This window comes from Nonomuraea roseola, from assembly GCF_039535395.1.
In the GTDB taxonomy this organism is placed as follows: domain Bacteria; phylum Actinomycetota; class Actinomycetes; order Streptosporangiales; family Streptosporangiaceae; genus Nonomuraea; species Nonomuraea roseola.
On sequence record NZ_BAAAXC010000009.1, the window covers coordinates 1 to 26,176 of the forward strand.

Sequence of the window (26,176 nt, forward strand, 5' to 3'; positions counted from 1 at the left end):
GCGCGGCCTACTACCTGATCGGATGCTGTCGGCCGACCGCCGCCCACACGGCCTGGGTGAGCGTCGCTACACATACGGCGCATCTTCAGACCCTGTGCACTTGCTGCAATTATCTGCACGATGTAGGGCTACCGCGATGATCGGCCACGCAGCTGAACGTGCAGGATGGCCGGCAGCCGGCTCGCCCGCCAGGATTCGCCTCGGCAACCGTGCGGTGCAGTTTAGCGCCAGCGCTAAAAAACCAGGACGAGGGCATGGAAGACCAGCTCGGCAAGCTTAGCCTGTGCGCTGAACGCGTGCATCTGGTGGACAGGCCTCTATCTGGATGCCTGCCGTCAGCAATTACGCGAGCAGGTTTCCCGGTCACCGACGAGATGTGCGCCCGGCTGTCGCCGATCCAGTGACGAGCACATCAACTTCCTGGGCCGCTACGCCTTCACTCGCGCTGATGTCGGGCCCGGTGCGCCCCTCCACGACCTGCCTGTGTCGGCCGGATGAGCTCGCCGCTCGCCGACTGCTGGGTCAGGAGATGTCGGTAATACTGCGGGTTGCGAGAATGCGGCGACGCTGTCGCGGGCGCTGCGATATTCGCCCTGAGCCGGAGGGAGGCCGCTAGGCGTCCCGCATCACACCGCGCACACCTGCAGCGCGCCTGCGGACCGGGACCGCTCGACGTCACCTGCCTGCGCGCTCGCGAAAGACGCCGGGGAGGCCACCCCGCCGGCAGTTCTGCGTGCTGTTCTGCATGGTCCCGTCCGCGGGCGCGCGCTTGGATGGAGACACACAAGAGGACCATTCATCCAGGTCAGGAGCAACCATGGCCACCACCAGGACGTCGTGCTGGTGCCACGGCGGGTTCGTCGGACGGATCCTTGCTGGCAGGGCGTCTACGACGACCTCGCCCGCGACGTGCTTCCTCGCGGGTCCACGTGTGTCATGCAGAACCACACGTGTCGCTGGAGGACGCTACGTCGCGTGACACGGCGGTCCTCGACCTGGCTCGACGGCCGGCCGTCCTGGCCGGTGCCACTCTACGTGGGCGTCGTCGTCAGCCTGGGCCGAGCGACGCACCCCAACGTGGCGCGCTGGCTGTTACGTCGTCGCGCCCTTCGCCCCCGACAAGGGCGACGTCGGTCACACACCCTCATCGCCGTGACCCGCGCCCGGCGCCCCGGTGCCCAGCCGATCCTGCCGCCCGGTGATGAGACGGGTCCTGTTCCTCGATCCGGCGACACAGTTCCACGCGCTTCCTTCGCCGCCGACCTGCCCGCCGCCGCGGCGGCGTTCATGGCCGACGCCCAGGTTCCCTGGGGATGGATGCCCTCGGCGGCGCCGTCACCGAGCCGGCCTGGCGCAGCAAGCCGAGCTGGTACCTGGTCGCCACCGAGGACCGCATGATCCCGCCGCCCGCCCAGCGCGCCATGGCCGAGCGCGCCGGCGCCACCGTGGTCGACGTGATCGGCAGCCACGCCGTCTACGTCTCCCAGCCCGCCGCCGTCGCCGCGCTCATCCGCCAGGCCGCCGCCTGACCGACTCCGAGGGCCACCGCCGCCCGGGCGACGCGCCATCATCGCCCGGGCCGTCACTCCGATGGCACCCGACCCCAGGCTTGCGGCCTGGCCCCCCGATCTCCCCTTCATCCATTGGAGCTGACATGAAACTCGCGCGCCGTACCATGCTCGCCGCCGCGGCGGGTGGCCTCACCGCCGCTCTGCTGTCGGTCCCGGCCGCCTCCGCCGGCACCGGCACCTCGACGGACCAACCGACGATCGTCCTGGTCCACGGCGGCTTCGCGGACGCCTCCAACTGGAACGATGTGATCGCCCGCTCCAGCGAAGGGCTATCCGGTCATCGCGCCCGGCCAACCCGCTGCGTGGCCTGCCCGTCGACGCGCCCTACATCGCCAGCGTCCTGAAGTCGATCGACGGCCCGATCGTGCTGGTCGGCCACTCCTACGGCGGCGCCGTGATCACCAACGCCGCCGCCGGCGTCGGCAACGTCAAGGCTTTGGTGTACATCGCCGCGTTCGTCCCCGACAGGGCGAGCAGCTCGGCGTCCTGATCAACAAATACCCCGGCACCGAGATCCCCGCCGCGGTCCGGGAGGTCCCCCTATCCCGGAGGCGTCGACCTCTACCTCAAGCCGGACAAGTTCCGCGCCGCGTTCGCCGCCGACCTGCCGGTGTCCACCACCCGCCTTATGCAGGCCGGTCAGCGCCCGTTCGCCGCCTCCTCCTTCACCGACAAGACCACCGGCGCCGCTTGGCGCACCATCCCCTCCTGGGCCCTGGTCGCCACCGAGGACAAGGCCATCCCACCCCAGCTTGAGCGCTACATGTACAAGCGCGCCAAGTCCAAGGTCTACGAGACGGCCGCCTCCCACGTCCCGATGATCAGCCGGCCCGGCCTGGTGACCAGCATCATCCAGGACGCCGCCCGGACGGTCGACTGACCGGCAGGGCCGGCGCCACACAGGCGTCCGGGCCCGTCTCCGGCGTGGCGCAGAGCGCGGCGGCCCTGCGCCAGGCCGATGTCATCGACACCCCCGTCCCCCCGTCAGCTGAGTCGAAGGAGCCCTGGTGAGCATCACCACCGATCCGCTGCTGCCCGGTAGCCACACCGTCAGCATCGGAGGAGTCCTGCAGCGCTACCACGTGGCAGGCGCCGGTCCGGTGTGCCTCGTCCACCCGGGTGGCCCCGGCATCGGCTGGGAGTATCTGCGGATGCCGGAGCTGGAGCGGCACCTGACGGTGGTCTACCTCGACCGGTCGGCACCGGTTCGTCCGGCCGGCTGCCCCGCCCGCACGACTACCGGATCGACGTCTATGCCGGGTTCCTGCACGGCGTCATCGAGCACCTGGCCGCGCCGAGCGTCTACCTGCTCGGCCACTCTCACGGCGGATTCGTCGCCCAGCGCTACGCGCTGAGCCACCCGTCCCGCCTGGCGGTCTGATCCTTTTCGACACCTCGCCCGTCACCGGTGAGGAATTCTGGCAGCAGGCCCTGGCCAACCTCCAGCGGTTCTCACACAGCCGTCCCGAAGCGGCCGGCATCCCGCAGGCCTTCCAGCGGGCCCTGGCCGCCGCCGACGACGAGGCCTGTACCCAGGGCATCCGCGACATCCTGCCCGCCTACTACGCCGACTACTGGGCCCGTGAGAGCGAACTCGCCTCATTGCGCGGCTCCTTGCGTGCCTGGGCCGACCCCGTACGTGCGGGAGAGCCGCCCTTCGACGTCCGCGAGGAGTTGGGCGATATCACCACGGCAACCCTGATCATCAGCGGTGCCCACGACTTCATCTGCGGCCCCCGCTGGGGCCGGATGCTGCACGAGGGCATCCCCGATGCTCAATTCCTGCTGCTGGAAGACAGCGGACACATGGGGACACTTCGAGCAGCCGGTCGCCTTCACCTCCGCCATCAGGAGGTTCACATGCACCTGACCCCTTCACTGCCGCAGACCGCCGGCCACGACGGCGCGGGCTCGTCGACGCCCGGCCCGTCCCCGGCGCAAACAGGTTCTTCAGCGGAGGGCGGCACTCGCCCGCACCAGTCCGCCAGCCAGACGCTCGGTGAGCTCAAAAGGCTCCGCAACCAGGCATACAGTCAGTCCGTGACGCCCTTAGACGATGGCCGGCTGATCGGCCGGGACCGGGATCTGGCCCGGCTCGGCGCCTTCGCCGATCAGGCAGCGGCCCAGGGCGGTGCGTTCGTCCTGCTGGGTGAGGCCGGGGTCGGCAAGTCCGTCCTGCTGGCGGCCGCGGCGGCCCGGGCCACGGCGGCTGGTCACCGGGTGCTGAGCGCCTCCGGCTCGCAGTTCGAGGGCGAGGTGAGCTACGCCGGCCTCCACCAGGTGCTCCAGCCGCTCTTCGACGACCTGCCGACGCTGACCCCGGCGCACGAGCGGGCCTTGCGCGTCGCCTTGGGGCTGGGCGAGGGCGCGGCGCCGGGCCGGCTTCTCGTGGCCAACGCAGCCCTGATGCTCCTGCGCCAGGCCGCCGCTCCTCGGCCGCTGCTGGTGGTCGTCGATGACATCGCCTGGCTGGACCGCGCCAGCGCCGTCGTGCTGAGCTTCGTGGCGCGCCGCCTCACCGGCAGCCGCGCCGGGCTGCTCGCGGCCGCCCGTTCCGAAGAGGAGAGCTTCTTCGAGTACGGCGGGCTGCCCGGCCACGAACTGCAGCCGCTGGCCGAGCAGGACGCCGCGGCCCTGCTGAAAGCACGTTTCCCGGCGCTGTCCCCCCGGATTCACCAGCGGTTGCTGGCCGACGCCCAGGGCAACCCTCTGGCGCTGCTGGAGTTGCCGGTGGCGCTCGGCGACCTTCAGCGAGGCGGCACGCTGCCTCCGGTGCTGCCGCTCAGCGGACGCCTGCAGACCGTGTTCGCCGCGCGGATCCGGGGCCTTCCCCTGGCGACGTTCGGCATGCTGCTGCTCGCCGTCCTCGACGGGACCGGCGACCTGACCGTGCTGGATACCGGCGCGCTGGCACCCGCGGAACAGGCGCGCCTGGTCAGGGTCGATGCGAGCGCGGGGAAGCTGCTCTTCCGCCATCCGCTGATCGGCTCGGCCGTGATGGAGATGTCCACGAGCGAGCAGCGCCACCGCGCCCACCTGCTGCTGGCCGAACGGCTCGCCGACCAGCCGGAACGGCGAGCCTGGCACCTGGCCGAGGCTGCGGCGGGACCCGATGAAGGCGTGGCCGCTCTCCTGCAAGCCGTCGCCCATGCCAACCTGCGACGAGGCGACAGCGTCCACGCCATCACCCTGCTCCTGCGCGCGGCCGAACTGAGCCCGGCCGACATCGACCGTGCCGGACGGCTGGGCGAGGCCGCCTACCTCGGCGCGGTTGTCAACGGTGACCTGCGTGACGCGCCGCACCTGCTGGAGCAGGCCCGCCGCGCGGACCGGCGGGGCGAGTCGCTGGCGGCCGCGGTCGCCGGCGCCTACCACCTGCTCAACGGCGACGGCGACGTGGACAGCGCGCACCGCCTGATGGCTGGCGCGATCGAGGTGCTGGACGATCCCGGCGATGCCCACAACAAGCCCCTCATCGAAGGGCTGTACACCCTGCTCATGATCTGCTTCTTCAGCGGACGAGCCGAGCTGTGGCAAGCCTTCCACGCGGCAGTCGGCCGCCTCAGGCCGGGGCCTCCGGCGCTGCTGGACATCCTCGCCAAGACCTTCTCAAACCCTGCCCGCCTGGCGCTCCCGGCCCTCGATCGGCTGGATGCCGTCATCGCGAACCTGCACCAGGAGATCATCCCGGCACGCATCTCCCGCATCGGCATCGCCACCGCCTACGTCGACCGGCTGGGGACGGTGCCGCGACGGGTTGTGGCGGGTCATCGACCACGGCCGCGACGGCGGAGCCGTCACCTCGCAGATCGAGGCGCTGTTCCTGCTGGGCAACGACTCCTTTCTCGTGGGCCAGTGGCAGGAACTGGAGCAGGTCGCCGAAGAGGGCCTGGCGCTGTGCGAGCAGCACGGCTACCAGCTGCTGGCCTGGCCGGGAATCTACCTGAAGGCGATGCTGGCCGCCGCGCGAGGCCAGGACGAGACCGCCACAGCCCTGGCCGACCGGATGACCCGCTGGGCGACACCGCGAAGGGCGCGGGCGATCCAGTGCTACGCCCGGCAGGTCAGAACGCTGGTGGCGCTCGGCGGAGGCGACTTCGAGGAGGCCTACCAGCAGGCCTGCGCCATCAGCCCCGCCGGTGTGCTGGCCTCGCACGTCCCGCATGCCCTGTGGACCATCACCGACCTGATCGAGGCGGCCGTGCGCGCTGGACGCCACGACGAGGCCGCCGCTCATGCCGCCGCGGTCGCGCAGGCCGGACTGGCCGCGATCTCGCCCCGGCTGGCGATGGTCACCGCCGCTTCGGCTGCCCTGACGACTCCGGACGAGTCGTACAGCGGGGTTGTTCGAGACCGCGCTCGACACACCCAGCGCGGACCGCTGGCCGTTCGAACGGGCTCGCCTGCAGCTGCTGTACGGCGAGCGCCTGCGCCGCGACAAGGCCACCACCAAGGCCCGCACCCAGCTGACCGCCGCGCTGGACACCTTCCGCAGCCTCGACGCGCGGCCGTGGACGGCCAGAGCGCACACCGAACTGCGCGCAACAGGCCTGTCCCACGGGCAAGGGGTGGCCGCGGGGCTGGCCTCGCTCACCCCCCAGCAGCGGGAGATCGCGATGCTCGCCGCCCAAGGGCTGACCAACAAGCAGATCGGCCAGCGGCTGTTCCTGTCTCCGCGCACCGTGGCCAATCACCTCTACCAGCTGTTCCCCAAGCTCGGAGTCGCCTCCCGGGCCGCGCTGCGCGACGCGCTGTCGACCCCTGGCACATTGGAGTCAAATGACTCAATCCAGGCCCCGTCCTGAAACCTAACGTCGGCCCATGACCACCCCACGCATCGTTTTGGTCCACGGCGGCTTCGTGGACGGCTCCGGCTGGCAGGGCGTCCACACCCTGCTCAAGAACGACGGCTACGACGTCGCCGTCGTGCAGAACCCGACCCTGTCGCTCGCGGGCGACGTGGCCGCGACCCGCCAGGTCCTCGACGCCGCCGACGGCCCGGCCGTCCTGGTCGGCCACTCCTACGGCGGGGTGGTCATCTCCGAGGCCGGCACCCACCCGGCCGTGTCCGCCCTCGTCTACATCGCGGCCTTCGCCCCCGACAAGGGCGAATCGGTCAACACCCTCATCGCCGACCCGCCGCCCGGCGCACCGGTCCCCCCGATCCTGCCGCCCCGCGACGGCTTCCTGCTGCTGGACCGCGAGAAGTTCCACGCCTCCTTCGCCGGCGACCTGCCCGCCGAGCAGGCCGCCTTCATGGCCGACTCCCAGGTCCCCTGGGGCGTGGACGCCCTCAGCGGCGCGGTCGCCGAACCCGCCTGGCGGATCAAGCCCAGCTGGTACCTCGTGGCGACCGACGACCGCATGATCCCCCCGCCCGCGCAGCGCGCCATGGCCGAACGAGCAGGCTCCACCGTGACCGAGACCCCCGGCAGCCACGCCGTCTACGTGTCCGACCCGGCCGCGGTGGCCGCCGTCATCACCCAGGCCGCGACAGCCGTACGCTGATGTCCGCCGACTTCGCCGAACTGCTACGCGGCCACCGTCGCGCGGCACGGCTGACCCTCGAACAGCTCGCCGAGCTGTCGGGGGTCAGCGCCCGCACCCTGTCGGACATGGAACGCGGACGCAGCAAAGGACCCCAGCACCGGACCGTCACCGCCGTGGCCGACGCCCTCGCCCTGACCGAGGCCGACCGCAGGCAGCTCATCGAGCACGCCAGAGACGGCCGCCTGCGCGACCACTGGTCGCGCCCGAGCGGCCTGTGCGAACTGCCCCGACCGGTCAACGACTTCACCGGCCGCGCAGCCGAACTGGCCTGGACCAACGACTTCGTCCAGAGCGACGACACCAGCGTGGTCCTGATCACCGGCTCGGCGGGCCTGGGCAAGACCACCCTCGCCGTACGCGCCGCCCATGCCCTTCGCCCCAGCTTCCCCGACGGGGTGTTCTTCGTCGACCTGTTCGGCATGTCCCCCCCAGCCGCTGACCGCCAACGACGCCTTGACGCAACTGCTGGCCGCGCTCGGCACCACCGACCGGCAACTGCCTCCCGACACCCCGGCACGCGCCTCGTTGTACCGCTCGCTGCTCCGGCAACGCCGCGTCCTGGTCGTCCTCGACAACGCCGCCTCCGAGGAGCAGATCCGTCCGCTCCTGCCCGGCGGTGGCCACAGCAGCGTGCTGGCCACGAGCCGGCGACTGCTGGCCGGCGTGGAGGACGTCCACCGGCTCAGCCTCGGACCCCTGCCCCTGGCCGAAGCAGCACGCCTGCTGACCGGAATCCTGGGACCGCGCGGCTCCCTCGAAGACGAAAGGGCGCTCACCGAGCTCGCCCAGCTGTGCGGCGGACTCCCACTGGCCCTGCGGATCGTCGGCAGCCGCCTGGTCAGCCGGCCCGGCTGGCAGGCCTCCCAGCTCGTCGCCCGGCTGACCGACGAGGAACGCCGCCTGGACCAGCTCAGGGCCGGCGACCTCAAGATCGCCAACGCCTTCGCGATGTCCTACGACCAGCTCACCGCGACCACCCAGCGGGTCTTCCGGCGGCTCGCGCTGGTGACCGGCCGGGACTTCGACGCCGCCCTGGCCGCAGTGGTCGGCGGAACCCCGATCGAGGACACCTGGGACGCCCTGGACGAGCTGGTCGACCTCGGCCTGCTGCAGGACAGCACCTCGGGCCGCTACCGCTTCCACGACCTGGTCCGGCTGTTCGCCCGCGAGCGGCTGCACACCCAGGACGATATGGCCGAGCGTGAAGCGATCACCGACAGGACGGCGTCGTGGCTGCTGCACAGAGCCACCGCCGCCGGACGCTGGTTCGATCCCGGCCGCGACTCTCCCGAGCCGTCCGAGCCTGGCCTCTCCTCCGCCGAGGAGGCCGACCGCTGGCTACGGGTGGACTCCGACAACTGGCTGGGCGCACTGCGCCACACGGCGGGCAAGGGCCGGCATGGCGTCGTCTTCGACTGCGCCGAAGCGATGCGCTGGTTCGCCAGCCGGTGGATGCACTGGCCGCACTGGCAGGAAGTCTTCACCCTCGGCGCCACAGCCGCCACCGCCCTGGGCGATCAGCTGGCCGCCCAGCTGACCTATCTGTCCTGGTTCCACCAGGTACCCCCGCCCACCCCGGAAGCCATGCTGGAACACGCGACCACCATGCTGGACGACAGCACCGGCCGCGGCGCCACGACGCAGATCTCCTGGGGACACCTGTTCGTCGGACGAGCACTGCTCCAGCTGGGACGGCTCGACGAAGCCGTGGTGTCGGTGTCCAGAGCTGCGGAGATGTTCAAGGCCGACAACGACATCGAGGCCTACTGCCAGAGCCTCGGCATGGCCGGCGAATGCCTGCGCCGCCTCGGACGCCATCCCGAGGCGCTCGATCACTACCTCCAGATGTGCGACCTGGCATGGTCGGAGATGAAACCCAGCATCGCGATGCTCACCCGGCCGAACGCACTGGCCGGCGCCGGGTTGTGCCTGGGACTGCTCGGCCGCGGGGACGACGCCGTCGCCAGGTTCACCGAGGCCCTCAGCCTCTTCGAGCAGCTCCCGCCATCCGCCTCCCACGGACGCTGCCTGGAGGCGCTCGCGACCGTGCTGGCCCAGGAAGGCCGGATCGAGGAGAGCCGCCAGTCCTACGCCCGCGCGGCCGAGCTGTTCGAGGAGATCGGCGAGGCTGAGGCGAGCAGCCGCTGCCGCGACCAGGCGTCTGACTGACAACGTTCATGTACGTGATAATGATCTATTATCACGTACATGAGCGATCATGGCAGCGCAGCGACCAGGAGAACCGCTCGCTGGAGCGGTGCGCGACTCCGGCACGTTATCCGGTACATCGCCGAAGCTGTCGCCTGGCGGGCGGCATGAGCGCCGCGCCGAAGATCACCGCCCTACGCGGTGGAGGGGTCAGCCTCGCTGCGGCCGCCGACGCCTTCCTCGCCACCCCGCGCACCGCCAACCCCAACACCCACCGCGCCTACGCCTCAGCCATCGACCGCACCATCGACCTGCTCGGCCGCGACCGGCCGCTCGCCGACGTCACCGAGGCCGAGATCGGCGCCGCGCTCACCGAGCTGTGGGGCCGATGCGCGCCGGCGACCTGGAACCGCAACCGCGCCGCCGTCACCTCCTGGCTGTCCTGGTGCCAGACCAAGAAGCACTGGGCCGCACCGGCGGTCCCGGCTGACGCCGAACGCCGCAAGGAAAGCGCTGACGAAACCCGCGCGGTCGCCAAGACCACCATCCACCGGCTGCTGTCACGCCGCGACATTCCACTCCGGGAGAAGACGCTGTGGCGGATGCTGTACGAGACCGCCGCCCGGGCCGCTGAGATCCTGGCGCTCAGTGTCGAGGACCTCGACCTGGAACACCGCCGCGCCCCCGTCCGCTCCAAGGGCGGCGCGATCGAGTGGGTGTACTGGGACAGCGGCACCGCCCACCTGCTGCCCCGCCTCCTCCGGCTCCCCGACGGCAGCACCCGTACCCACGGCCCGCTGTTCCTGGCCGAACTCCGCCCCGTCCCCGCCCGCCGCCCGGCCGCCGCCGACATCTGCCCGCACACCGGCCGCGCCCGCCTCGGCTACGACCGCGCCCGCGTCCTGCTGGACAAGTACGCCGGGCTCGACCTGCACCAGCTGCGCCACAGCGCCGCCACCCACCTCGGTGAGGCCGAAGTCCCGCTCCAGCTCATCATGGGCAAGACCCGGCACAAGAACCCCCGCACCGCCATGCGCTACGTCAAACCCGGTGCCGAAGCCATCGCCAAGGTCACCGAGGTCCTGGCGCCCCGCCGCCGTACCCACTGATCAATTGAGCGGGCGGCTGGCCGGAGCTGTAGGAGTTCCGGGCCATCACGTCACGGATCACTAACAGGCGAAGAAGCCCAGGTCGCTACCGCTAATTTCTGCACCCAGCCTCCTCGAAGGCCCACCGCGACGTTGGAAGGCAGCGCCTCGGAGAGCTTCTGGCATTGCTCATCGGCCGCGAACCACTCACGTTTGAGCTGCACCAGATCAGCAGGCAAGTCGAAGTCAGCCATCATTTCCCCAGTTCGGCACGGTTTGTGCCGATCCTACGACTGGCCTGAGCGCCACGAACCCTCCCCAGATGCCCCGAAGAAGGGGGTCACGCATGCATAACACGGACATCACGGCAGGGTGACGGAGGGATGGTCAGGATGAAACGTGAAGGCCAGGGCATCCGCTGCTGTCGCCGGCAGGCAACAGTTCAGGCGGTAGATCGCATCTGGTAAGGGCCATTCTCAGATAACCATCTGCTGTTTCAGAGGCAATCATGAGAAGTAAAACCGTACTCGCATGCGCGCTGACTGCAGTCGCATGCACCGCTCCTGTCGTGCAGTCAGCGGAGGCCGCCGCACTACGCGCAGGTATGCGAACCGACACGCGCCCGGCTTCACGGCTTCCACCGGCTCCATTGCCTCCCACGAAGACTGCAGCCCTGAGCCCGGCGAACGAGAGACAATCCAGCAGGCCGGGCAATGAACTGCCTGCTTCACCCGAACCGAATGGACAGACTGAACCGCCAACCCAGCAGGACAGACTGAACCGCCAACCCAGCCAGGACAGACTGAACCGCCAGGCCAGCCAGGACCGACTGGCCAGCCAGGCCAGCCAGGCCCACCCGGAGGGTGCCACCTCTGCCCTGGTGGACCGCGTGGACCGTCTGGTCCGCCTGGTCGGGATGGACTGGATGGAAAGCCAGGAGGACCTGGGCCGTCTGGTCCGGCAGGACCGTCTGGACCGCCAGGACCGTCAGGACAACCTGGGCCGTCAGGACAACCTGGGCCGCCCGGACCGGCCGGACCGCCTGGACCACCCGGACCGGCCGGACCGCCTGGACCACCCGGACCGCCTGGGCCGGGAGGGCAGCCGGGACAGACAGGACAGCCAGGACAGTCTCAGCCGCGAGGTTCCGCACCGTTCGGCCCAGCGTGCTCTGCTCTGTCCAACACCGGCGATGGCAACTTCACCACCATGGCCAAAGAGCCTTTGGTTACCGCCATCTCCAGCAATCCCAACCTGACGAACGTGGTGGCGGCCATTTCGAGGGCCCAGATGACCGACAGACTGAACACGGTCAAAGACGTCACTCTGTTCGCGCCTGTGAACGACGCGTTCAATCAGCGAGGCCAGATCTCTGATGACAGATTGACAGAGATCATCTCCTACCACGTCGCGGAGGGACGCCATTCACCGTCCAGCCTCTCTGACGCCGCACTCCCTACGCTCCAGGGCGGCAAACTGACAGTGAAGCGCTCGGGTGACTCCTACACGGTGAACCAGGCCAAGGTGCTGTGCGGAAACATCCAGACCGCCAACGCCACGGTCTACTTCATCGACACCGTTCTGGAGCCGAGGTAGGAACACCGATATGTAAGCACCGACTTGTCGCGCCCGCCCTGGTCGGGTAGACCGTGGCGTGTGGCGGACGGCGACATGGTCGGGGCGGGCGTGAGAGTCCGGACCGTCATGCTCGACGCCGGCGAGTGGGTGATCGCCAGAGTCTTCGACCCATCCGCTCAGCGCGGAGAGGCGCGGCTGAGGGTGACAACTCTGCATGGGGCGGTGATCGCCTACGCGCGTACGCCGGAGGAGTTGGCGGCGATCGTGGATCTGGCCGAACTGCGGCGCGACCGGCCGCGCGAGCGCGCCTGCGGCTTTGACGAGGTAGGCGTCCACGTCCACGGAGATCACGCGGTGGGCGCCGAGCCGCTCGCACAGCAGCGCGGTGCCGTACCCCGAGCCGGTGCCCACATCCAGCACGGTGGAGGTGTCCTCGATGGCCGCGTGCTCGAGCATCTGCACGACCAGACTCGGCAGCGTGGAAGACGACGTCGGCTTGCCTGCGGGGCGGTCGCCGGGGGCGGCGTGGTCGGCGTGCAGCGGGCCGACTTGAGTGACGAGGCTGCGGTCGCTGTAGGCGGCGGACAGCCACGCCTCCACGTCGCCGGGCCCGCCCTGCAACGCCCACGCACCGCTGTCGGCCTTCCACCAGCGGGGCACGAAAGGGTGCCGGGGCGCGGCCGCGATGGGCGCCCGCCACGGCGATCCCGGGCGGGTGACGTGGGCGGCGAGCGCGGAGGCGCGAGGGGTCCAGGCCATGGCCAGCAGTCTGCTCCTTCGAGAGCCGGGGGCACCGAACCGAAGGCGGGAGACGGCCTCCCGGAGGCCGTCTCCCGCCCGGATCTGGAACCTTCGCGCGGGTCAGGCTGCACCGAGTCGGAAGGCGAGCCAGGAGCGGCCCGCTTCGGCGGCGCGGGCCCGGAAGGCGCGGCCGTCCTCGGGACCGAACTGGGCCTTGTAGAGCCGGAACATCGTCCACAATGCGACGAGCCCGGTCACCGCGGCGGGGCGACGCCGTACGCCAGGCGGGCACCAGCTCCAGCAGGTCCTCGGTCTGGGCCGGAGTGTGGCCCGCCTCGATGAGGCGGGGAGCGAGCATGACGGGCTCCACCCATGCCGCGCCGCGTGCCGCGAACGACCAGTCGATCACGCGCATCCCTGCCGGGGTGACGAGCAGGTTGCTCGGGCTGAGGTCGTAGTGGAGGAACGTGTCCCCCTCCACCGCGGCCAGGTCCAGGCCGTCGAGCGCGGCCTGGTACAGGCCGTGGTCGTCGCCGAGGGCGTTCTTGTCCCAGTCAGGTGTTTGCCCTTGGCCTGCAACGGCGCGATGTTCTCGGCGACGCCGCGAGCACCAGCGGGGCATGGCGTGAGGACGCGGCCAAGGCCGGCCACCGTGGCGAGCACCGGGGTGTAGATCCGGGGAGCCTGGCGACAGGTCGGCCTCGCGGGCGCGCTCGAGGTATTCGAAGCCCATCACGTGCCAGCCGTCGACCAGGTCGCTCCACAGCAGGCGCGGGGCGGCCACAGCGGCAGGTAGGCGCGGGAGGCCCACTGTTCGCGGATGTGCAGGAACGCGGCGGTGTTGTCGGCGTTGATGGCCTTCAGGAACACGCTGCCGTGTTCGGTGTGCAGGCGGGCGGCGACGCCGGCATGATGCCGCTGGTCGCGGTCTCGGCTGACGACGGCGCCGCACCGGTCCTGGATCGCGGCGCGGACGGTCTCGGGCAGGTCTTCCCAGTCGAGTCGGGTCACGTCACGCCTCCGGGGCGGGGTCGTCGAAACAGCCGGCAGTGGCACTGGCTGCACTTGGCCTCGTGCAGCCACAGTTCCAGATCGACGGGCAGGTTGGCGGCGCGCATCGCCTCGATGGTCGCGCCGATCCTGTCCACCGCGGCGGCGCCGGTGGCGGGCTCGTCGTCGGCGCGCGTGGTGGATCATCCGCCCCGCGACCTGGTGGCAGAAGCGGGTGTAGTCGTGGGTGAAGAGGATGAAGGTGTGCCAGCCCACGTCCACCTGAGGGGACGGGGCGAGGCGGGCGCCGGGGTTGGCCCCGCACGCCATCAGGAACGCCAGCGCCTGCGTCATGACGCGGCGGGCGTAGGCGTCGTCGAAGGCGGGGTGGTCGGCGAGGATACGGGCCACGAGCCGCTCGAACAGCGGCGCGGAGATGGCGGCGGTCGGGTCGATGACGTCAGCCTGGGCGGGCTGCTCCGTCGTCGGGGTGGTTGGCATGTGCACTCCCATCATGGGTGACGGTCAGGTGCTGGATCGTGCGCGAGGGAAACGGCCGTCACCTCCTCTCGCGGTGGGCGGGTCGGGGTGTCGCTGGAAGCGGGGAGGGGCTCAGAGCGGGGCGGCCTGGGGCGCCCCAGAGCCCACAGCATGATCGAGTTCATGGCATCTGCCTTCGGTGGTGCCCCCGACCCCGGGAGGCGTGCCGGCCTGGCGTCCCCTCATGAGCGCGCAGCCGGGTGCAGCTCCCGGGGTCGGAGGTAGGGGACTGGCGAACCCCGCCGGCGGGCCGCTGAGCTGGGGTGGGCCCGCGCCTGTGTGAGGATGAACGAGGTTCGCCAGAGCTCGAGTTCAGCGTCTGCCATGCGCAGGCGCAGCTGGTGTTCGGTGGGAGCCTCCACGGTCACGCAGCGTCTCGGGTCGGCCATGTGCCAGGCGGTGAAGACGCGCCCGTACGGCCGCCACATCACCAGCCACGCCCTATCCTGCACAGCCATGGCGCGCGCGATGCCGCTCATGCTCGCCTCGCGTCGAAAGCACTGACCGTGGCCAGCCTCGTCGCACGCTGAACCGGCAGGACCCGCCGCTCGGCCAGGCGCCCGCCCCTGACGAGCAGCAGGCGGGCCCCCACGCTGGTGATCCGCCGCGCACGCTCAGGAGCGACCTGGCTCGGCCCCAGATGCGCCAGCGCCGGCAGCACCACCCCATAGGTGCCCGCCGCGGACAGTACGTCCAGCAGCCCGGCGAACGCGGCCTCGCCGCCCCGGTCGGTGAAGACTCCCGCGAGCTGCAGCTCGTGCTGGCGGCAGTACTCGGCGAGTGCGTCACGCAGCGCGTGACGGCGGGCGGGTGCCGACCTCAGCAGCCGGAGGTAGCCGTACACGACCGGGCCGGGCATCGGCCGTTGCTCGGTGAGTGGCTCCGTCATGGTTCCGTCCCAACAGGTCCTGAGCTGTGCGTTTGCCTTACGTCTCCGAGCTTGGCCCCGGTCCTGTGGCGGCGAAATGATCGGCTGTTGTACTTGCGTTGCACTTCTGTCCCACCACGGCGTTCCACATGTTTCGATGAAGGCGCCGGAAGGGAGCGACGCGTGGCCACTGTGCACCTGTGGACGGGGTTGGAAGCCCACGCGCTGCGGCGTGCGCTGCGGATGAGCGTGCGCGCGTTCGCTGATCACCTCGGGGTCGCCGTCCGTACCGTCTCCAAGTGGGAGAAGCTCGGCACCGGGACAGAGCCTCGGCCGGACACCCAGGCGATCCTCGACGTCGCGCTCGGCCGCGCTGATGCCGCCGCTCACCTCCGGTTCGAGACGCTGCTTTCCGAGCTCAGCCGGTCAACCGAGATCGGCCTGCGCGTCACCACGGCCGGTTCCGCGGCTGTGGGAGTACGAGACGTGGGCCGACGACCTCGACCGGGTCGTCGTCGCCCTGAGCCGCCAGAGCTTCTCCTTCGCCGAGGGCCTGCTGACCCGGTGGCTCGCCCGGTACTCGCCGCGCGACCTCGACGACCGGGGCCTGTATCTGTTCGCCCCGCTCCACCACGCTGCTCGGCGACCTCCACCGCGACCAGGGCACTCTCCTCGGGCCGCTGTCGGCGCGGCACAATTACATCGACGCGCACTCGGTGTTCACCCAGCTCGACATTCCCCGCAGGGTGGCCCAGCTCGACCTCTCCCTGGCGGTGGTCACCGAGATGTCCGGCAAACTCGACGCGGCCGCCCACCAGTACGAGTCCCTCGCCGTCGATGACCGGCTCAGCCGCCGAGACCGAGCCCGCGCCCGCCTGTGGGTGGGGACCGCGCTGAGCAAGGGCGGCGAGCACGACTACGCCGCACGCGTCATGACCGTCGCCATCCGCGACTTCGAGGACCTGAACGAGCCCGACGACTGGTCCGCCGCCCACCAGAAGCTCGCCCTGGCCCGCCGCGGCGCCGGCGACCTGAACGGCGCCCTGTCGCTGATCGACGTCGCCCGCTCGACAGCAGTGAGCGATGCGCCGTTGCAGCGGGTACGGCTGGACACCGCATACGGGCACATCCTGATCTCCGACCCGGCCACCGTAGATGATGGGCTGAAGACCCTCGAGCGGGCGGCGCAGGTGGCCACGAAGGTTGGCCTGGTCCATCAGCTGCGCGCCATCGAGGACATTCGACGGCTCAGCCAAGGGGTGGACGCCCCGATGGCGACGGTGACCAGGGAGATACACGAGTGACCAGCGACGCAGCACAGCGGACCATCACTGATGAGCAGCGCAGGCAGGCTCTGCTGATCTGGGACTACCACCAGATGCACCACCAGCCGCGGCCGTGTGACGCGGCGATCGGGCTGGGCAGCCACGACCTGGGCGTGGCCGACGTCGCCTCCGACCTCTACCACGCCGGCATGTTCCCCACGCTGGTCTTCTCGGGCGCCACCAGCCGCACCACCGCGGCGCGGTTCCCGAGAGGGGAGGCCGTGCACTACCGCGAGCGCGCCCTGGAGCGCGGCGTGCCCGACGAAGCGATCCTGCTGGAGACCCGCGCCGGCAACACCGGCCAGAACGTGACGCTGTCGCGGCAGGTGCTGGCCGAGGCGGGGATTGAACCGCGGAGCGTGCTGCTGATCTCCAAGCCGTACATGGAGCGCCGGGCGTACGCCACGGCCCGCCAAGTGTGGCCGGAGGTGGAGGTGGTGTGCGCGTCTGAGCCGTTGGAGTTCGACGACTATCTCAAGGCGATCGGCGACGACAAGCTGGTCGTGGACATGCTCGTCGGCGACCTCCAGCGGGTGATCGAGTATCCGAAGCTCGGGTTCGCCATCGAGCAGGACGTCCCAGGAGATGTGTATGACGCCTACGAGTCTCTTCTCCGCGCCGGGTTCGACAGTCGCCTTCTCGACGCCTGACGCCTACCTGGCGGGCGCGCGGCGGGTCGCCATCCACCAGCCCAACCTGTTCCCGCGGCTGACCACCCTGGCCAAGCTGTGGGCCGCGGACTGCTGGGTCGTGCTGGACAACGTGCAGTTCGCCCGCCGGGACTACCAGCATCGCGCCCGCCTGGCCGCTCTCCCCGACCCAGGCATGCGGCAGTGGCTGTCGCTGGCCACGCACCTGCCCGAGGGCCGGCCGACGCTCATCCGGGACGCCCTGCTCGCCGACCCCGCTCGCTCCCAGCGTCGAGTGGGGCAGTTGCTCCAGCAGCTCTACGGCCGCAGCCGCCACTGGCCGGTCTTCCAGGAGCGCCTGGGCCCGCTGCTGTCGCTGTTCGACACCACGGACCGCCTGGCCGCCATCTCGGAGGCCTCCACACTGCTTCTGCTGAGGCTGCTGGGCTGGCGCGGACAGATCATGTCCAGCAGCGATCTTCCGGCGCGGTCCGGCCGGTCACGTCGGCTCGCAGACCTGGCTGAGGCGTGCGGGGCGCGCACGTACCTGTGCGGGACCGGCGGCATGCGGTACCTGACCGTCGACGCGTTCACTCGGCAGGGGATCCACGTGACCGCCTTCCATACCCCCAGCGACGGGGTGTGGGCATCAGCACGCGAAGTGAGCGCGGTGCGGGCCCTGATGGTTCTCGGGCCTGAGGTTCTCGCGCAGGAGCTGTCTGCGGTGGCGGCTGCTCATCGGCTCGGATCGGCCAGTTCACAAGCAGCTGGCCGACCTCGTCCGTGCCGACATCCACGCTGGCCGGTTGAAGCCCGGCTCCCCGATCCCCCTCCTGTGCTTGCGCCCGCGACACGCGGCCCATCAGCCACCCCCTCGTTTGGATGTCGGTTGACTTCTATCCTATGCTCCGATTTAGATTATGACTGTCATCTAACGAGGGTTCGGTGCACGGACCCCTGCGACCGAGGGAGCAGGCATGGAACTGAAGGACGCAGTCGCCGTGGTCACCGGCGCCAACCGGGGGCTGGGGCGCCATCTGGCCGCTCAGCTCGTGGAGCGCGGAGCGAAGGTGTACGCGGCGGCGCGCCGCCCGCAAAGCGTGGACGTGGCCGGCGTCATCCCGCTGCGCCTGGACGTGACCGACGAGGAGTCGATCCGGGCCGCCACCCGGATCGCATCGGACACGACACTGCTGGTGAACAACGCCGGGATCTCCACCGGCACCCCTCTGATCGTCAGTGATCTGGAGGCGGTGCGGCTGGAGATGGAGACGAACTTCTTCGGCCCGCTCGCCGTGACACGGGCCTTCGCCCCGGTCATCGAGGGCAACGGCGGCGGCGCCGTGTTCAACGTCCTGTCCGTGATGTCCTGGTGGCACCCGGCCGGTGTCGGGGCCTACGCGGCGGCCAAGGCCGCCGCGTGGGCGCAGACCAACGCGGTCCGCGAGGAACTGGCGCCCCGCGGCATCACCGTCTCGGCGCTCCACGTCGGGCTCATGGACACCGACATGGCCGCCGGCATTCCCGCCGAAAAGGCCGACCCCGCCGACGTCGCCACCCAGGTCCTGCACGGCATTGAGAACGGACTGCCCGAGATCCTCGCCGACGAGGCCACCCGGAACGTCAAGCAGAGCCTGGCCACCACGCTGAACCCGGCCTGAAACGGCCGTCAACGACAGCGGCCGGTCAGCTGGATCCGAACCGCCTGGAACGAACACGGAGCCCGCCCGCTCGCGGACGAGGAAGGAAGACGACGATGAGAGCCTTCATGGTCGAACGCTACGGTGACCAGGCCGGTGTGCGGGGCGGGGACGTGCCGGACCCAAAGGCCGGCGCGGACGACGTTCTGATCCGGATCCACGCGGCGAGCGTCAACCCGCTCGACCTCAAGACCCGGGACGGGGAGTTCAAGACGATCCTGCCCTACCGGGTCCCGTTCATCCTGGGCAACGACCTGGCCGGGGTGGTGGTCGACGTGGGTGTGGCCGTCAGCCGGTTCGCGGTGGGCGATGAGGTCTACGCGCGGCCCGGCAAGGAACGGATCGGCACGTTCGCCGAACTCATCGCCGTGCACCAGGACGACGTCGCGATCAAACCGGCCACGCTGACCATGGCCGAGGCCGCTTCCCTTCCCCTGGTCGCCCTGACCTCGTGGCAGGCGTTGGTCGATCGGGCACACCTGCGGCCAGGCCAGAAGGTCCTCATCCACGCGGGCTCCGGCGGCGTAGGCACCATCGCCATCCAGCTGGCCAAACACCTGGGCGCGACCGTGGCCACGACCACGAGCACCGCCAACGTCGAACTGGTGAAGAGCCTGGGCGCGGATGTCGTCGTCGACTACACCAAGCAGGCGTTCGAGACGGTCCTGCACGACTACGACGTCGTCCTGGACCCCCTCGGCGGCGAGAACCTCACCAAGTCCCTGCGGGTACTCAAACCGGGCGGGAAGCTCATCAGCATCGCGGGGCCGCCCGACGCCGCTTTCGCCCGGGAACTCGGAGCGAATCCGATCATCCGGCTGGCGATGACCACGCTGAGCTTCCAGATACGCCGCCGCGCCCGACGCCACCACGTCACCTACTCCTTCCTGTTCATGAAGGCCGGCGGCGACCAGCTCCGCGAGCTCGCCGCGCTGATCGACGCGGGCGAGATCCGGCCTGTCGTCGACCGCGTCTTCCCGTTCACCGAAACCCGCGACGCACTGGCCTACGTCGAGGCGGGACGCGCGAAGGCAGGCAAGGTCGTCGTCACGATGACCTGAGAAACAGCTCTTGCAGGGGGATCAGAAGGACCTGGACATGAGCGCACCGCAACATTCGAATCCCCGCCCGCGCCGACCACTCGGTGTCCGTTCACGGCGTGGTCTTCGTCTATCGGGAGGTCGGCTTTGAGCGCGGCGTGCCGCTGGCGCACCTCATCCGCAAGACCATTCTGCGGGCACGGGGCCCACTGGTGGCCCCGGTATCGACAAGGTCACCGCACTCACCCTCCGCGCCACCCTGAAGGGCGCCCTGACCCGCCAGGACCCCAAGCGGCGACACCAGTGAGATCAGGATGAAGACCGCGGAGATGGCGATCCCGGCGCGCTGCTCTGATGTTCTCCGCCACCGCGTACCGCGGTTCCAGCGTGAGCAGTCGCTGGATAGACGCGGCGACGAGCTGCGCACCTGCACACTCTGACCCGGACTGCAGCCCCCGTATGGGCGGTGTCAATTCTCGGACGCGGGCCGTATGGAACCCGTCAGGAACGACAGAACCGGACAGATCTGGGTTTTGGCTAGCCCCGTAGCAATCATCCGGATGTGAGGAGTGGGGATGGCCGACGTCATCTTCGTCGCCCTGACTATCACGTTGTTCGTGATCCTCGGGCTCGTCGTCAAGGCGGTGGAGCGCCTGTGAGCGCGATCAACGCCACTGGTCTGTTCGTGGCCGCCGGCCTCGTGATCTTCATGGTCGTGGCCCTGCTGTTCCCGGAGCGGTTCTGATGGGCTGGGTCTTCGTCGCCTCACTCGTCATCGCGCTGGCCCTGGTGCACAAGCCGCTCGGCGACCACATGCACAAGGTCTTCACGACCACCAACCACAACAGGGTCGAGCGCTTCCTCTACCGCCTGCTCGGCGTCCAGCCGGACGCCGAGCAGAAGTGGGGGGTCTACGCGCGCGGCGTGCTGGCGTTCTCGATCGTCTCCCTGCTCGCCCTGTACGGCCTGCAGCGCCTGCAGGACAAGCTCTTCCTCAGCCTGGGCTTCGCCCCGGTCCCCGACCACATCGCGTGGAACACCGCGGTCAGCTTCGTGACGAACACGAACTGGCAGGCGTACTCGGGTGAGTCCACGATGGGGCACCTGGTTCAGATGTCCGGCCTCGCCGTACAGAACTTCGTGTCGGCGGCGGTCGGCATGGCCGTGGCGATCGCGCTGGTGCGCGGCTTCGCCCGCAGGGGCTCCGACACCCTCGGCAACTTCTGGGTGGACCTGGTGCGCGGCACCATACGCGTCCTGCTGCCTCTCGCGTTCGCCGGCGCGCTGGTCCTGGTGGCCGGCGGCCTGGTGCAGAACTTCGCCGGCCCGCACGAGATCACCGCCCTCACCGGCGGCACGCAGAACCTGACCGGCGGCCCGGTGGCCAGCCAGGAGGTCATCAAGGAGCTGGGTACCAACGGCGGCGGCTTCTACAACACCAACTCCGCCCACCCCTTCGAGAACGCCACGTCGTGGACGAACTGGTTCGAGATCTTCCTGATTCTGCTGATCCCGTTCGCGCTGCCGCGCACCTTCGGCAAGATGGTCGGCCAGCCCCGCCAGGGGTACGCGATCCTCGCCGCCATGGGGATCATCGCGCTGGCCAGCGTCACGCTGACCAACGTCTTCGAGCTCGGCGGCGACGCGACCGTCCCGCAGGCGGTCGGCGCGGCCATGGAGGGCAAGGACGTCAGGTTCGGCGTCGCCAACTCCGCGACCTTCGCCGCGGCGACGACACTGACGAGCACGGGCGCCGTGAACTCCTTCCACGACTCCTACACCCCGTTCGGCGGCATGATGACGCTGTTCGACATGATGCTGGGAGAGGTCGCTCCCGGCGGCGTCGGCGCGGGCCTGTACGGCATGCTCGTGCTGGCCGTGATCACCGTGTTCGTGGCGGGCCTCATGGTCGGCCGCACGCCTGAGTACCTCGGCAAGAAGATCGGCTCCCGCGAGATCAAGCTGGCCTCGATGTACTTCCTGGTCACCCCGATCCTCGTGCTGGTCGGCACGGCCGTGGCGATGGGCAACGAGGCGGGTCTCGCGGCCATGCTCAACAGCGGGCCGCACGGCTTCTCGGAGATCCTCTACGCCTTCACCAGCGCCTCGAACAACAACGGCTCGGCTTTCGGCGGCGTCACCGTCAACACCCCGTGGTACGACGTCGCGCTCGGCCTGTGCATGCTCCTCGGCCGGTTCCTGCCGATCATCTTCGTGCTCGCGCTGGCCGGCTCGCTGGCTCGGCAGAAGCCCGCACCCGAAAGCGCCGGCACGCTGCCGACGCACCGGCCGCAGTTCGTCGGCATGGTCGTCGGCGTGACGATCATCCTCGTCGCCCTGACCTTCCTGCCGGCGCTCGCGCTGGGGCCGCTCGCAGAAGGACTCCTGTCATGACGACCCGACTGGTCGAGGCCCCGGCGCGGACACCGGGGCAGAAGAAGAACGGCAAGGTCGGAGGCGGTCTGCTCGACCCCAAGCAGATGCTCAGGTCGCTGCCCGACGCGCTCAGGAAGCTGAACCCCGCCACGCTCTGGCGTAACCCGGTCATGCTGATCGTGGAGATCGGCGCGGCCTTCACCACCGTCCTGGCGGTGCTGGACCCCTCGTTCTTCGCCTGGGCCATCGTCGTGTGGCTCTGGCTGACCGTGGTCTTCGCCAACCTGGCCGAGGCCGTCGCCGAGGGACGCGGCAAAGCTCAGGCGGCGACGCTGCGCAAGGCCAAGACCGACGCCATGGCGCGCAAGCAGTCAGGTGAGCTGATCCCCGCGCCCCAGCTGCGGCAGGGCGACATCGTCGTCGTCGAGGCCGGGGAGATCATCCCCGGTGACGGCGACGTGATCGAGGGCATCGCCAGCGTGGACGAGTCGGCCATCACCGGCGAGTCCGCTCCGGTGATCCGCGAGTCCGGCGGTGACCGTTCCGCGGTGACCGGCGGCACCAAGGTGCTCTCCGACAAGATCACCGTCCGGATCACCCAGAAGCCTGGCGAGAGCTTCATCGATCGGATGATCGCCCTCGTCGAGGGCGCCAACCGGCAGAAGACGCCGAACGAGATCGCGCTCAACATCCTGCTGGCCGCGCTCACGATCATCTTCCTGGTCGCCACCGTGACCATGCAGCCGCTGGCCATCTGGGCCAAGGGCCAGAACCCCGGCATTCCCGACTCCCTCGCCCTGACCGGAGACGGTGTCACCGGCATCGTGCTGATCTCGCTGCTGGTCTGTCTCATCCCGACGACCATCGGCGCCCTGCTGTCGGCCATCGGCATCGCGGGCATGGACCGGCTGGTCCATGCCCGCGATGCCGATGGCCGACAGCAGGGCGCCGATGGTCGTCGGGATGAGACAGACCAGCAGCGAGATCAGCACGATGCCGGTGACACCGTCTCCGGTCAGGGCGAGGGAGTCGGGAATGCCGGGGTTCTGGCCCTTGGCCCAGATGGCCAGCGGCTGCATGGTCACGGTGGCGACCAGGAAGATGATCGTGAGCGCGGCCAGCAGGATGTTGAGCGCGATCTCGTTCGGCGTCTTCTGCCGGTTGGCGCCCTCGACGAGGGCGATCATCCGATCGATGAAGCTCTCGCCAGGCTTCTGGGTGATCCGGACGGTGATCTTGTCGGAGAGCACCTTGGTGCCGCCGGTCACCGCGGAACGGTCACCGCCGGACTCGCGGATCACCGGAGCGGACTCGCCGGTGATGGCCGACTCGTCCACGCTGGCGATGCCCTCGATCACGTCGCCGTCACCGGGGATGATCTCCCCGGCCTCGACGACGACGATGTCGCCCTGCCGCAGCTGGGGCGCGGGGATCAGCTCACCTGACTGCTTGCGCGCCATGGCGTCGGTCTTGGCCTTGCGCAGCGTCGCCGCCTGAGCTTTGCCGCGTCCCTCGGCGACGGCCTCGGCCAGGTTGGCGAAGACCACGGTCAGCCAGAGCCACACGACGATGGCCCAGGCGAAGAACGAGGGGTCCAGCACCGCCAGGACGGTGGTGAAGGCCGCGCCGATCTCCACGATCAGCATGACCGGGTTACGCCAGAGCGTGGCGGGGTTCAGCTTCCTGAGCGCGTCGGGCAGCGACCTGAGCATCTGCTTGGGGTCGAGCAGACCGCCTCCGACCTTGCCGTTCTTCTTCTGCCCCGGTGTCCGCGCCGGGGCCTCGACCAGTCGGGTCGTCATGACAGGAGTCCTTCTGCGAGCGGCCCCAGCGCGAGCGCCGGCAGGAAGGTCAGGGCGACGAGGATGATCGTCACGCCGACGACCATGCCGACGAACTGCGGCCGGTGCGTCGGCAGCGTGCCGGCGCTTTCGGGTGCGGGCTTCTGCCGAGCCAGCGAGCCGGCCAGCGCGAGCACGAAGATGATCGGCAGGAACCGGCCGAGGAGCATGCACAGGCCGAGCGCGACGTCGTACCACGGGGTGTTGACGGTGACGCCGCCGAAAGCCGAGCCGTTGTTGTTCGAGGCGCTGGTGAAGGCGTAGAGGATCTCCGAGAAGCCGTGCGGCCCGCTGTTGAGCATGGCCGCGAGACCCGCCTCGTTGCCCATCGCCACGGCCGTGCCGACCAGCACGAGGATCGGGGTGACCAGGAAGTACATCGAGGCCAGCTTGATCTCGCGGGAGCCGATCTTCTTGCCGAGGTACTCAGGCGTGCGGCCGACCATGAGGCCCGCCACGAACACGGTGATCACGGCCAGCACGAGCATGCCGTACAGGCCCGCGCCGACGCCGCCGGGAGCGACCTCTCCCAGCATCATGTCGAACAGCGTCATCATGCCGCCGAACGGGGTGTAGGAGTCGTGGAAGGAGTTCACGGCGCCCGTGCTCGTCAGTGTCGTCGCCGCGGCGAAGGTCGCGGAGTTGGCGACGCCGAACCTGACGTCCTTGCCCTCCATGGCCGCGCCGACCGCCTGCGGGACGGTCGCGTCGCCGCCGAGCTCGAAGACGTTGGTCAGCGTGACGCTGGCCAGCGCGATGATCCCCATGGCGGCGAGGATCGCGTACCCCTGGCGGGGCTGGCCGACCATCTTGCCGAAGGTGCGCGGCAGCGCGAACGGGATCAGCAGAATCAGGAAGATCTCGAACCAGTTCGTCCACGACGTGGCGTTCTCGAAGGGGTGGGCGGAGTTGGTGTTGTAGAAGCCGCCGCCGTTGGTACCCAGCTCCTTGATGACCTCCTGGCTGGCCACCGGGCCGCCGGTCAGGTTCTGCGTGCCGCCGGTGAGGGCGGTGATCTCGTGCGGGCCGGCGAAGTTCTGCACCAGGCCGCCGGCCACCAGGACCAGCGCGCCGGCGAACGCGAGAGGCAGCAGGACGCGTATGGTGCCGCGCACCAGGTCCACCCAGAAGTTGCCGAGGGTGTCGGAGCCCCTGCGGGCGAAGCCGCGCACCAGCGCGATCGCCACGGCCATGCCGACCGCCGCCGACACGAAGTTCTGTACGGCGAGGCCGGACATCTGAACCAGGTGCCCCATCGTGGACTCACCCGAGTACGCCTGCCAGTTCGTGTTCGTCACGAAGCTGACCGCGGTGTTCCACGCGATGTGGTCGGGGACCGGGGCGAAGCCCAGGCTGAGGAAGAGCTTGTCCTGCAGGCGCTGCAGGCCGTACAGGGCGAGCAGGGAGACGATCGAGAACGCCAGCACGCCGCGCGCGTAGACCCCCCACTTCTGCTCGGCGTCCGGCTGGACGCCGAGCAGGCGGTAGAGGAAGCGCTCGACCCTGTTGTGGTTGGTGGTCGTGAAGACCTTGTGCATGTGGTCGCCGAGCGGCTTGTGCACCAGGGCCAGCGCGATGACGAGTGAGGCGACGAAGACCCAGCCCATCAGAACCGCTCCGGGAACAGCAGGGCCACGACCATGAAGATCACGAGGCCGGCGGCCACGAACAGACCAGTGGCGTTGATCGCGCTCACAGGCGCTCCACCGCCTTGACGACGAGCCCGAGGATCACGAACAACGTGATAGTCAGGGCGACGAAGATGACGTCGGCCATCCCCACTCCTCACATCCGGATGATTGCTACGGGGCTAGCCAAAACCCAGATCTGTCCGGTTCTGTCGTTCCTGACGGGTTCCATACGGCCCGCGTCCGAGAATTGACACCGCCCATACGGGGGCTGCAGTCCGGGTCAGAGTGTGCAGGTGCGCAGCTCGTCGCCGCGTCTATCCAGCGACTGCTCACGCTGGAACCGCGGTACGCGGTGGCGGAGAACATCAGAGCAGCGCGCCGGGATCGCCATCTCCGCGGTCTTCATCCTGATCTCACTGGTGTCGCCGCTTGGGGTCCTGGCGGGTCAGGGCGCCCTTCAGGGTGGCGCGGAGGGTGAGTGCGGTGACCTTGTCGATACCGGGGCCACCAGTGGGCCCCGTGCCCGCAGAATGGTCTTGCGGATGAGGTGCGCCAGCGGC

General features: G+C 69.7%; 23 protein-coding genes and 6 pseudogenes. 21 read left to right on the top strand and 8 right to left on the bottom strand.

The window, feature by feature from the left end:
• Window positions 1–254: 254 nt before the first annotated feature.
• The 12 genes and pseudogenes from ABFX55_RS09375 (at window position 255) to ABFX55_RS09430 (ending at window position 10,378) form a co-directional block, all read left to right on the top strand.
• The gene (locus tag ABFX55_RS09375) at window positions 255–404 is read left to right on the top strand and encodes a hypothetical protein (protein ID WP_346119605.1); all 150 of its coding nucleotides are present in this window, start codon (window positions 255–257) and stop codon (window positions 402–404) included.
• A gap of 903 nt (window positions 405–1,307) precedes the next feature.
• Window positions 1,308–1,529, top strand: a complete 222-nt coding sequence (locus ABFX55_RS09380) for an alpha/beta fold hydrolase (protein WP_487047395.1) — start codon at window positions 1,308–1,310, stop codon at window positions 1,527–1,529.
• A gap of 125 nt (window positions 1,530–1,654) precedes the next feature.
• Entirely contained in the window at window positions 1,655–1,915 is a 261-nt protein-coding gene (locus ABFX55_RS09385) for an alpha/beta fold hydrolase family protein (RefSeq protein WP_346119609.1), read from the top strand.
• A gap of 20 nt (window positions 1,916–1,935) precedes the next feature.
• Entirely contained in the window at window positions 1,936–2,061 is a 126-nt protein-coding gene (locus ABFX55_RS50130) for a hypothetical protein (protein WP_346119611.1), read from the top strand.
• A gap of 57 nt (window positions 2,062–2,118) precedes the next feature.
• Window positions 2,119–2,451 (top strand): annotated as a pseudogene (locus ABFX55_RS50135) (alpha/beta fold hydrolase); the annotation flags it as partial.
• A gap of 222 nt (window positions 2,452–2,673) precedes the next feature.
• Window positions 2,674–2,952 (top strand): alpha/beta fold hydrolase, encoded by a 279-nt coding sequence (locus ABFX55_RS09400; RefSeq protein WP_346119613.1) that lies wholly within the window; start codon window positions 2,674–2,676, stop codon window positions 2,950–2,952.
• A gap of 293 nt (window positions 2,953–3,245) precedes the next feature.
• Entirely contained in the window at window positions 3,246–6,041 is a 2,796-nt protein-coding gene (locus ABFX55_RS09405; RefSeq protein ID WP_346119615.1) for an ATP-binding protein, read from the top strand.
• A 98-nt stretch (window positions 6,042–6,139) separates the two neighbouring features.
• Entirely contained in the window at window positions 6,140–6,376 is a 237-nt protein-coding gene (locus tag ABFX55_RS09410; RefSeq protein ID WP_346120117.1) for a response regulator transcription factor, read from the top strand.
• A gap of 16 nt (window positions 6,377–6,392) precedes the next feature.
• Window positions 6,393–7,079: an alpha/beta fold hydrolase gene (locus ABFX55_RS09415; RefSeq protein ID WP_346119616.1), complete on the top strand. Its 687-nt coding sequence runs from the start codon at window positions 6,393–6,395 to the stop codon at window positions 7,077–7,079.
• Window positions 7,079–7,219: pseudogene (locus tag ABFX55_RS49745) on the top strand (helix-turn-helix domain-containing protein); the annotation flags it as partial. The gene ABFX55_RS09415 and the pseudogene ABFX55_RS49745, both read left to right, overlap by 1 nt.
• Window positions 7,220–7,574: 355 nt before the next feature.
• Complete coding sequence (locus ABFX55_RS09425) at window positions 7,575–9,290, top strand: tetratricopeptide repeat protein (protein WP_346119620.1); 1,716 nt, start codon at window positions 7,575–7,577, stop codon at window positions 9,288–9,290.
• A 146-nt stretch (window positions 9,291–9,436) separates the two neighbouring features.
• Window positions 9,437–10,378, top strand: coding sequence for a tyrosine-type recombinase/integrase (locus ABFX55_RS09430; protein WP_346119621.1), 942 nt, complete (start codon window positions 9,437–9,439; stop codon window positions 10,376–10,378).
• 50 nt (window positions 10,379–10,428) lie between these two features.
• Here ABFX55_RS09430 and ABFX55_RS09435 read toward each other — a convergent pair whose 3' ends face one another.
• Entirely contained in the window at window positions 10,429–10,614 is a 186-nt protein-coding gene (locus ABFX55_RS09435) for a hypothetical protein (RefSeq protein ID WP_346119622.1), read from the bottom strand.
• A 952-nt stretch (window positions 10,615–11,566) separates the two neighbouring features.
• On the opposite strand from ABFX55_RS09435, the gene ABFX55_RS09440 reads away from it, so the two are divergent.
• Window positions 11,567–11,953 (top strand): fasciclin domain-containing protein, encoded by a 387-nt coding sequence (locus tag ABFX55_RS09440; RefSeq protein ID WP_346119624.1) that lies wholly within the window; start codon window positions 11,567–11,569, stop codon window positions 11,951–11,953.
• 303 nt (window positions 11,954–12,256) lie between these two features.
• Here ABFX55_RS09440 and ABFX55_RS09445 read toward each other — a convergent pair.
• The 4 genes and pseudogenes from ABFX55_RS09445 to ABFX55_RS09460 all read right to left on the bottom strand — a co-directional run.
• Window positions 12,257–12,694, bottom strand: a pseudogene (locus ABFX55_RS09445) (50S ribosomal protein L11 methyltransferase); the annotation flags it as partial.
• Between the two features lie 102 nt (window positions 12,695–12,796).
• Window positions 12,797–12,934, bottom strand: coding sequence for a hypothetical protein (locus tag ABFX55_RS09450; RefSeq protein WP_346119626.1), 138 nt, complete (start codon window positions 12,932–12,934; stop codon window positions 12,797–12,799).
• Between the two features lie 474 nt (window positions 12,935–13,408).
• Window positions 13,409–14,167: a glycine-rich domain-containing protein gene (locus ABFX55_RS09455; protein ID WP_346119628.1), complete on the bottom strand. Its 759-nt coding sequence runs from the start codon at window positions 14,165–14,167 to the stop codon at window positions 13,409–13,411.
• 514 nt (window positions 14,168–14,681) lie between these two features.
• Entirely contained in the window at window positions 14,682–15,095 is a 414-nt protein-coding gene (locus ABFX55_RS09460) for a hypothetical protein (RefSeq protein ID WP_346119630.1), read from the bottom strand.
• A gap of 695 nt (window positions 15,096–15,790) precedes the next feature.
• Here ABFX55_RS09460 and ABFX55_RS09465 point away from each other — a divergent pair.
• From ABFX55_RS09465 to ABFX55_RS09495, 8 genes and pseudogenes are all read left to right on the top strand, one after another.
• On the top strand, window positions 15,791–16,378 hold the full coding sequence (locus tag ABFX55_RS09465) for a hypothetical protein (RefSeq protein ID WP_346119631.1): 588 nt from the start codon (window positions 15,791–15,793) through the stop codon (window positions 16,376–16,378).
• Complete coding sequence (locus ABFX55_RS09470; RefSeq protein ID WP_346119633.1) at window positions 16,375–17,049, top strand: YdcF family protein; 675 nt, start codon at window positions 16,375–16,377, stop codon at window positions 17,047–17,049. Before ABFX55_RS09465 ends, ABFX55_RS09470 begins: the two co-directional genes overlap by 4 nt.
• Window positions 16,991–17,647: pseudogene (locus ABFX55_RS49750) on the top strand (WbqC family protein); the annotation flags it as partial. The gene ABFX55_RS09470 and the pseudogene ABFX55_RS49750, both read left to right, overlap by 59 nt.
• A gap of 358 nt (window positions 17,648–18,005) precedes the next feature.
• Entirely contained in the window at window positions 18,006–18,689 is a 684-nt protein-coding gene (locus tag ABFX55_RS09475) for an SDR family oxidoreductase (protein ID WP_346119635.1), read from the top strand.
• Window positions 18,690–18,784: 95 nt separating this feature from the next.
• Entirely contained in the window at window positions 18,785–19,789 is a 1,005-nt protein-coding gene (locus tag ABFX55_RS09480) for an NADP-dependent oxidoreductase (protein ID WP_346119637.1), read from the top strand.
• Between the two features lie 634 nt (window positions 19,790–20,423).
• Window positions 20,424–20,513: a K(+)-transporting ATPase subunit F gene (gene kdpF, locus ABFX55_RS09485; protein WP_346119639.1), complete on the top strand. Its 90-nt coding sequence runs from the start codon at window positions 20,424–20,426 to the stop codon at window positions 20,511–20,513.
• Window positions 20,513–22,162 (top strand): potassium-transporting ATPase subunit KdpA, encoded by a 1,650-nt coding sequence (gene kdpA / locus ABFX55_RS09490; protein ID WP_346119641.1) that lies wholly within the window; start codon window positions 20,513–20,515, stop codon window positions 22,160–22,162. The genes kdpF (ABFX55_RS09485) and kdpA (ABFX55_RS09490) overlap by 1 nt, the downstream gene beginning before the upstream one ends.
• Window positions 22,163–22,248: 86 nt before the next feature.
• A pseudogene (locus ABFX55_RS09495) lies at window positions 22,249–23,058 on the top strand (HAD-IC family P-type ATPase); the annotation flags it as partial.
• Window positions 23,059–23,262: 204 nt separating this feature from the next.
• Here the strand turns inward: ABFX55_RS09495 and ABFX55_RS09500 are convergent.
• The 3 genes and pseudogenes from ABFX55_RS09500 to kdpF (ABFX55_RS09510) all read right to left on the bottom strand — a co-directional run.
• Window positions 23,263–23,946, bottom strand: a pseudogene (locus ABFX55_RS09500) (P-type ATPase actuator domain-containing protein); the annotation flags it as partial.
• Complete coding sequence (gene kdpA, locus ABFX55_RS09505; protein ID WP_346119641.1) at window positions 23,943–25,592, bottom strand: potassium-transporting ATPase subunit KdpA; 1,650 nt, start codon at window positions 25,590–25,592, stop codon at window positions 23,943–23,945. The gene kdpA (ABFX55_RS09505) and the pseudogene ABFX55_RS09500, both read right to left, overlap by 4 nt.
• Window positions 25,592–25,681, bottom strand: coding sequence for a K(+)-transporting ATPase subunit F (gene kdpF / locus ABFX55_RS09510; protein WP_346119639.1), 90 nt, complete (start codon window positions 25,679–25,681; stop codon window positions 25,592–25,594). Before kdpF (ABFX55_RS09510) ends, kdpA (ABFX55_RS09505) begins: the two co-directional genes overlap by 1 nt.
• Window positions 25,682–26,176: the final 495 nt, after the last annotated feature.

Bases quoted from the DNA above. Each gene is read 5' to 3' on its own strand.
- kdpA (WP_346119641.1), top strand. From the start codon at position 20,513: ATGGGCTGGGTCTTCGTCGCCTCACTCGTCATCGCGCTGGCCCTGGTG.
- ABFX55_RS09430 (WP_346119621.1), top strand. From the start codon at position 9,437: ATGAGCGCCGCGCCGAAGATCACCGCCCTACGCGGTGGAGGGGTCAGC.
- ABFX55_RS09415 (WP_346119616.1), top strand. From the start codon at position 6,393: ATGACCACCCCACGCATCGTTTTGGTCCACGGCGGCTTCGTGGACGGC.
- ABFX55_RS09385 (WP_346119609.1), top strand. From the start codon at position 1,655: ATGAAACTCGCGCGCCGTACCATGCTCGCCGCCGCGGCGGGTGGCCTC.
- ABFX55_RS09455 (WP_346119628.1), bottom strand. From the start codon at position 14,167: ATGCCAACCACCCCGACGACGGAGCAGCCCGCCCAGGCTGACGTCATC.
- ABFX55_RS09460 (WP_346119630.1), bottom strand. From the start codon at position 15,095: ATGACGGAGCCACTCACCGAGCAACGGCCGATGCCCGGCCCGGTCGTG.
- ABFX55_RS09435 (WP_346119622.1), bottom strand. From the start codon at position 10,614: ATGATGGCTGACTTCGACTTGCCTGCTGATCTGGTGCAGCTCAAACGT.
- ABFX55_RS09480 (WP_346119637.1), top strand. From the start codon at position 18,785: ATGAGAGCCTTCATGGTCGAACGCTACGGTGACCAGGCCGGTGTGCGG.
- kdpA (WP_346119641.1), bottom strand. From the start codon at position 25,592: ATGGGCTGGGTCTTCGTCGCCTCACTCGTCATCGCGCTGGCCCTGGTG.
- ABFX55_RS09475 (WP_346119635.1), top strand. From the start codon at position 18,006: ATGGAACTGAAGGACGCAGTCGCCGTGGTCACCGGCGCCAACCGGGGG.
- ABFX55_RS09375 (WP_346119605.1), top strand. From the start codon at position 255: ATGGAAGACCAGCTCGGCAAGCTTAGCCTGTGCGCTGAACGCGTGCAT.
- ABFX55_RS09440 (WP_346119624.1), top strand. From the start codon at position 11,567: ATGGCCAAAGAGCCTTTGGTTACCGCCATCTCCAGCAATCCCAACCTG.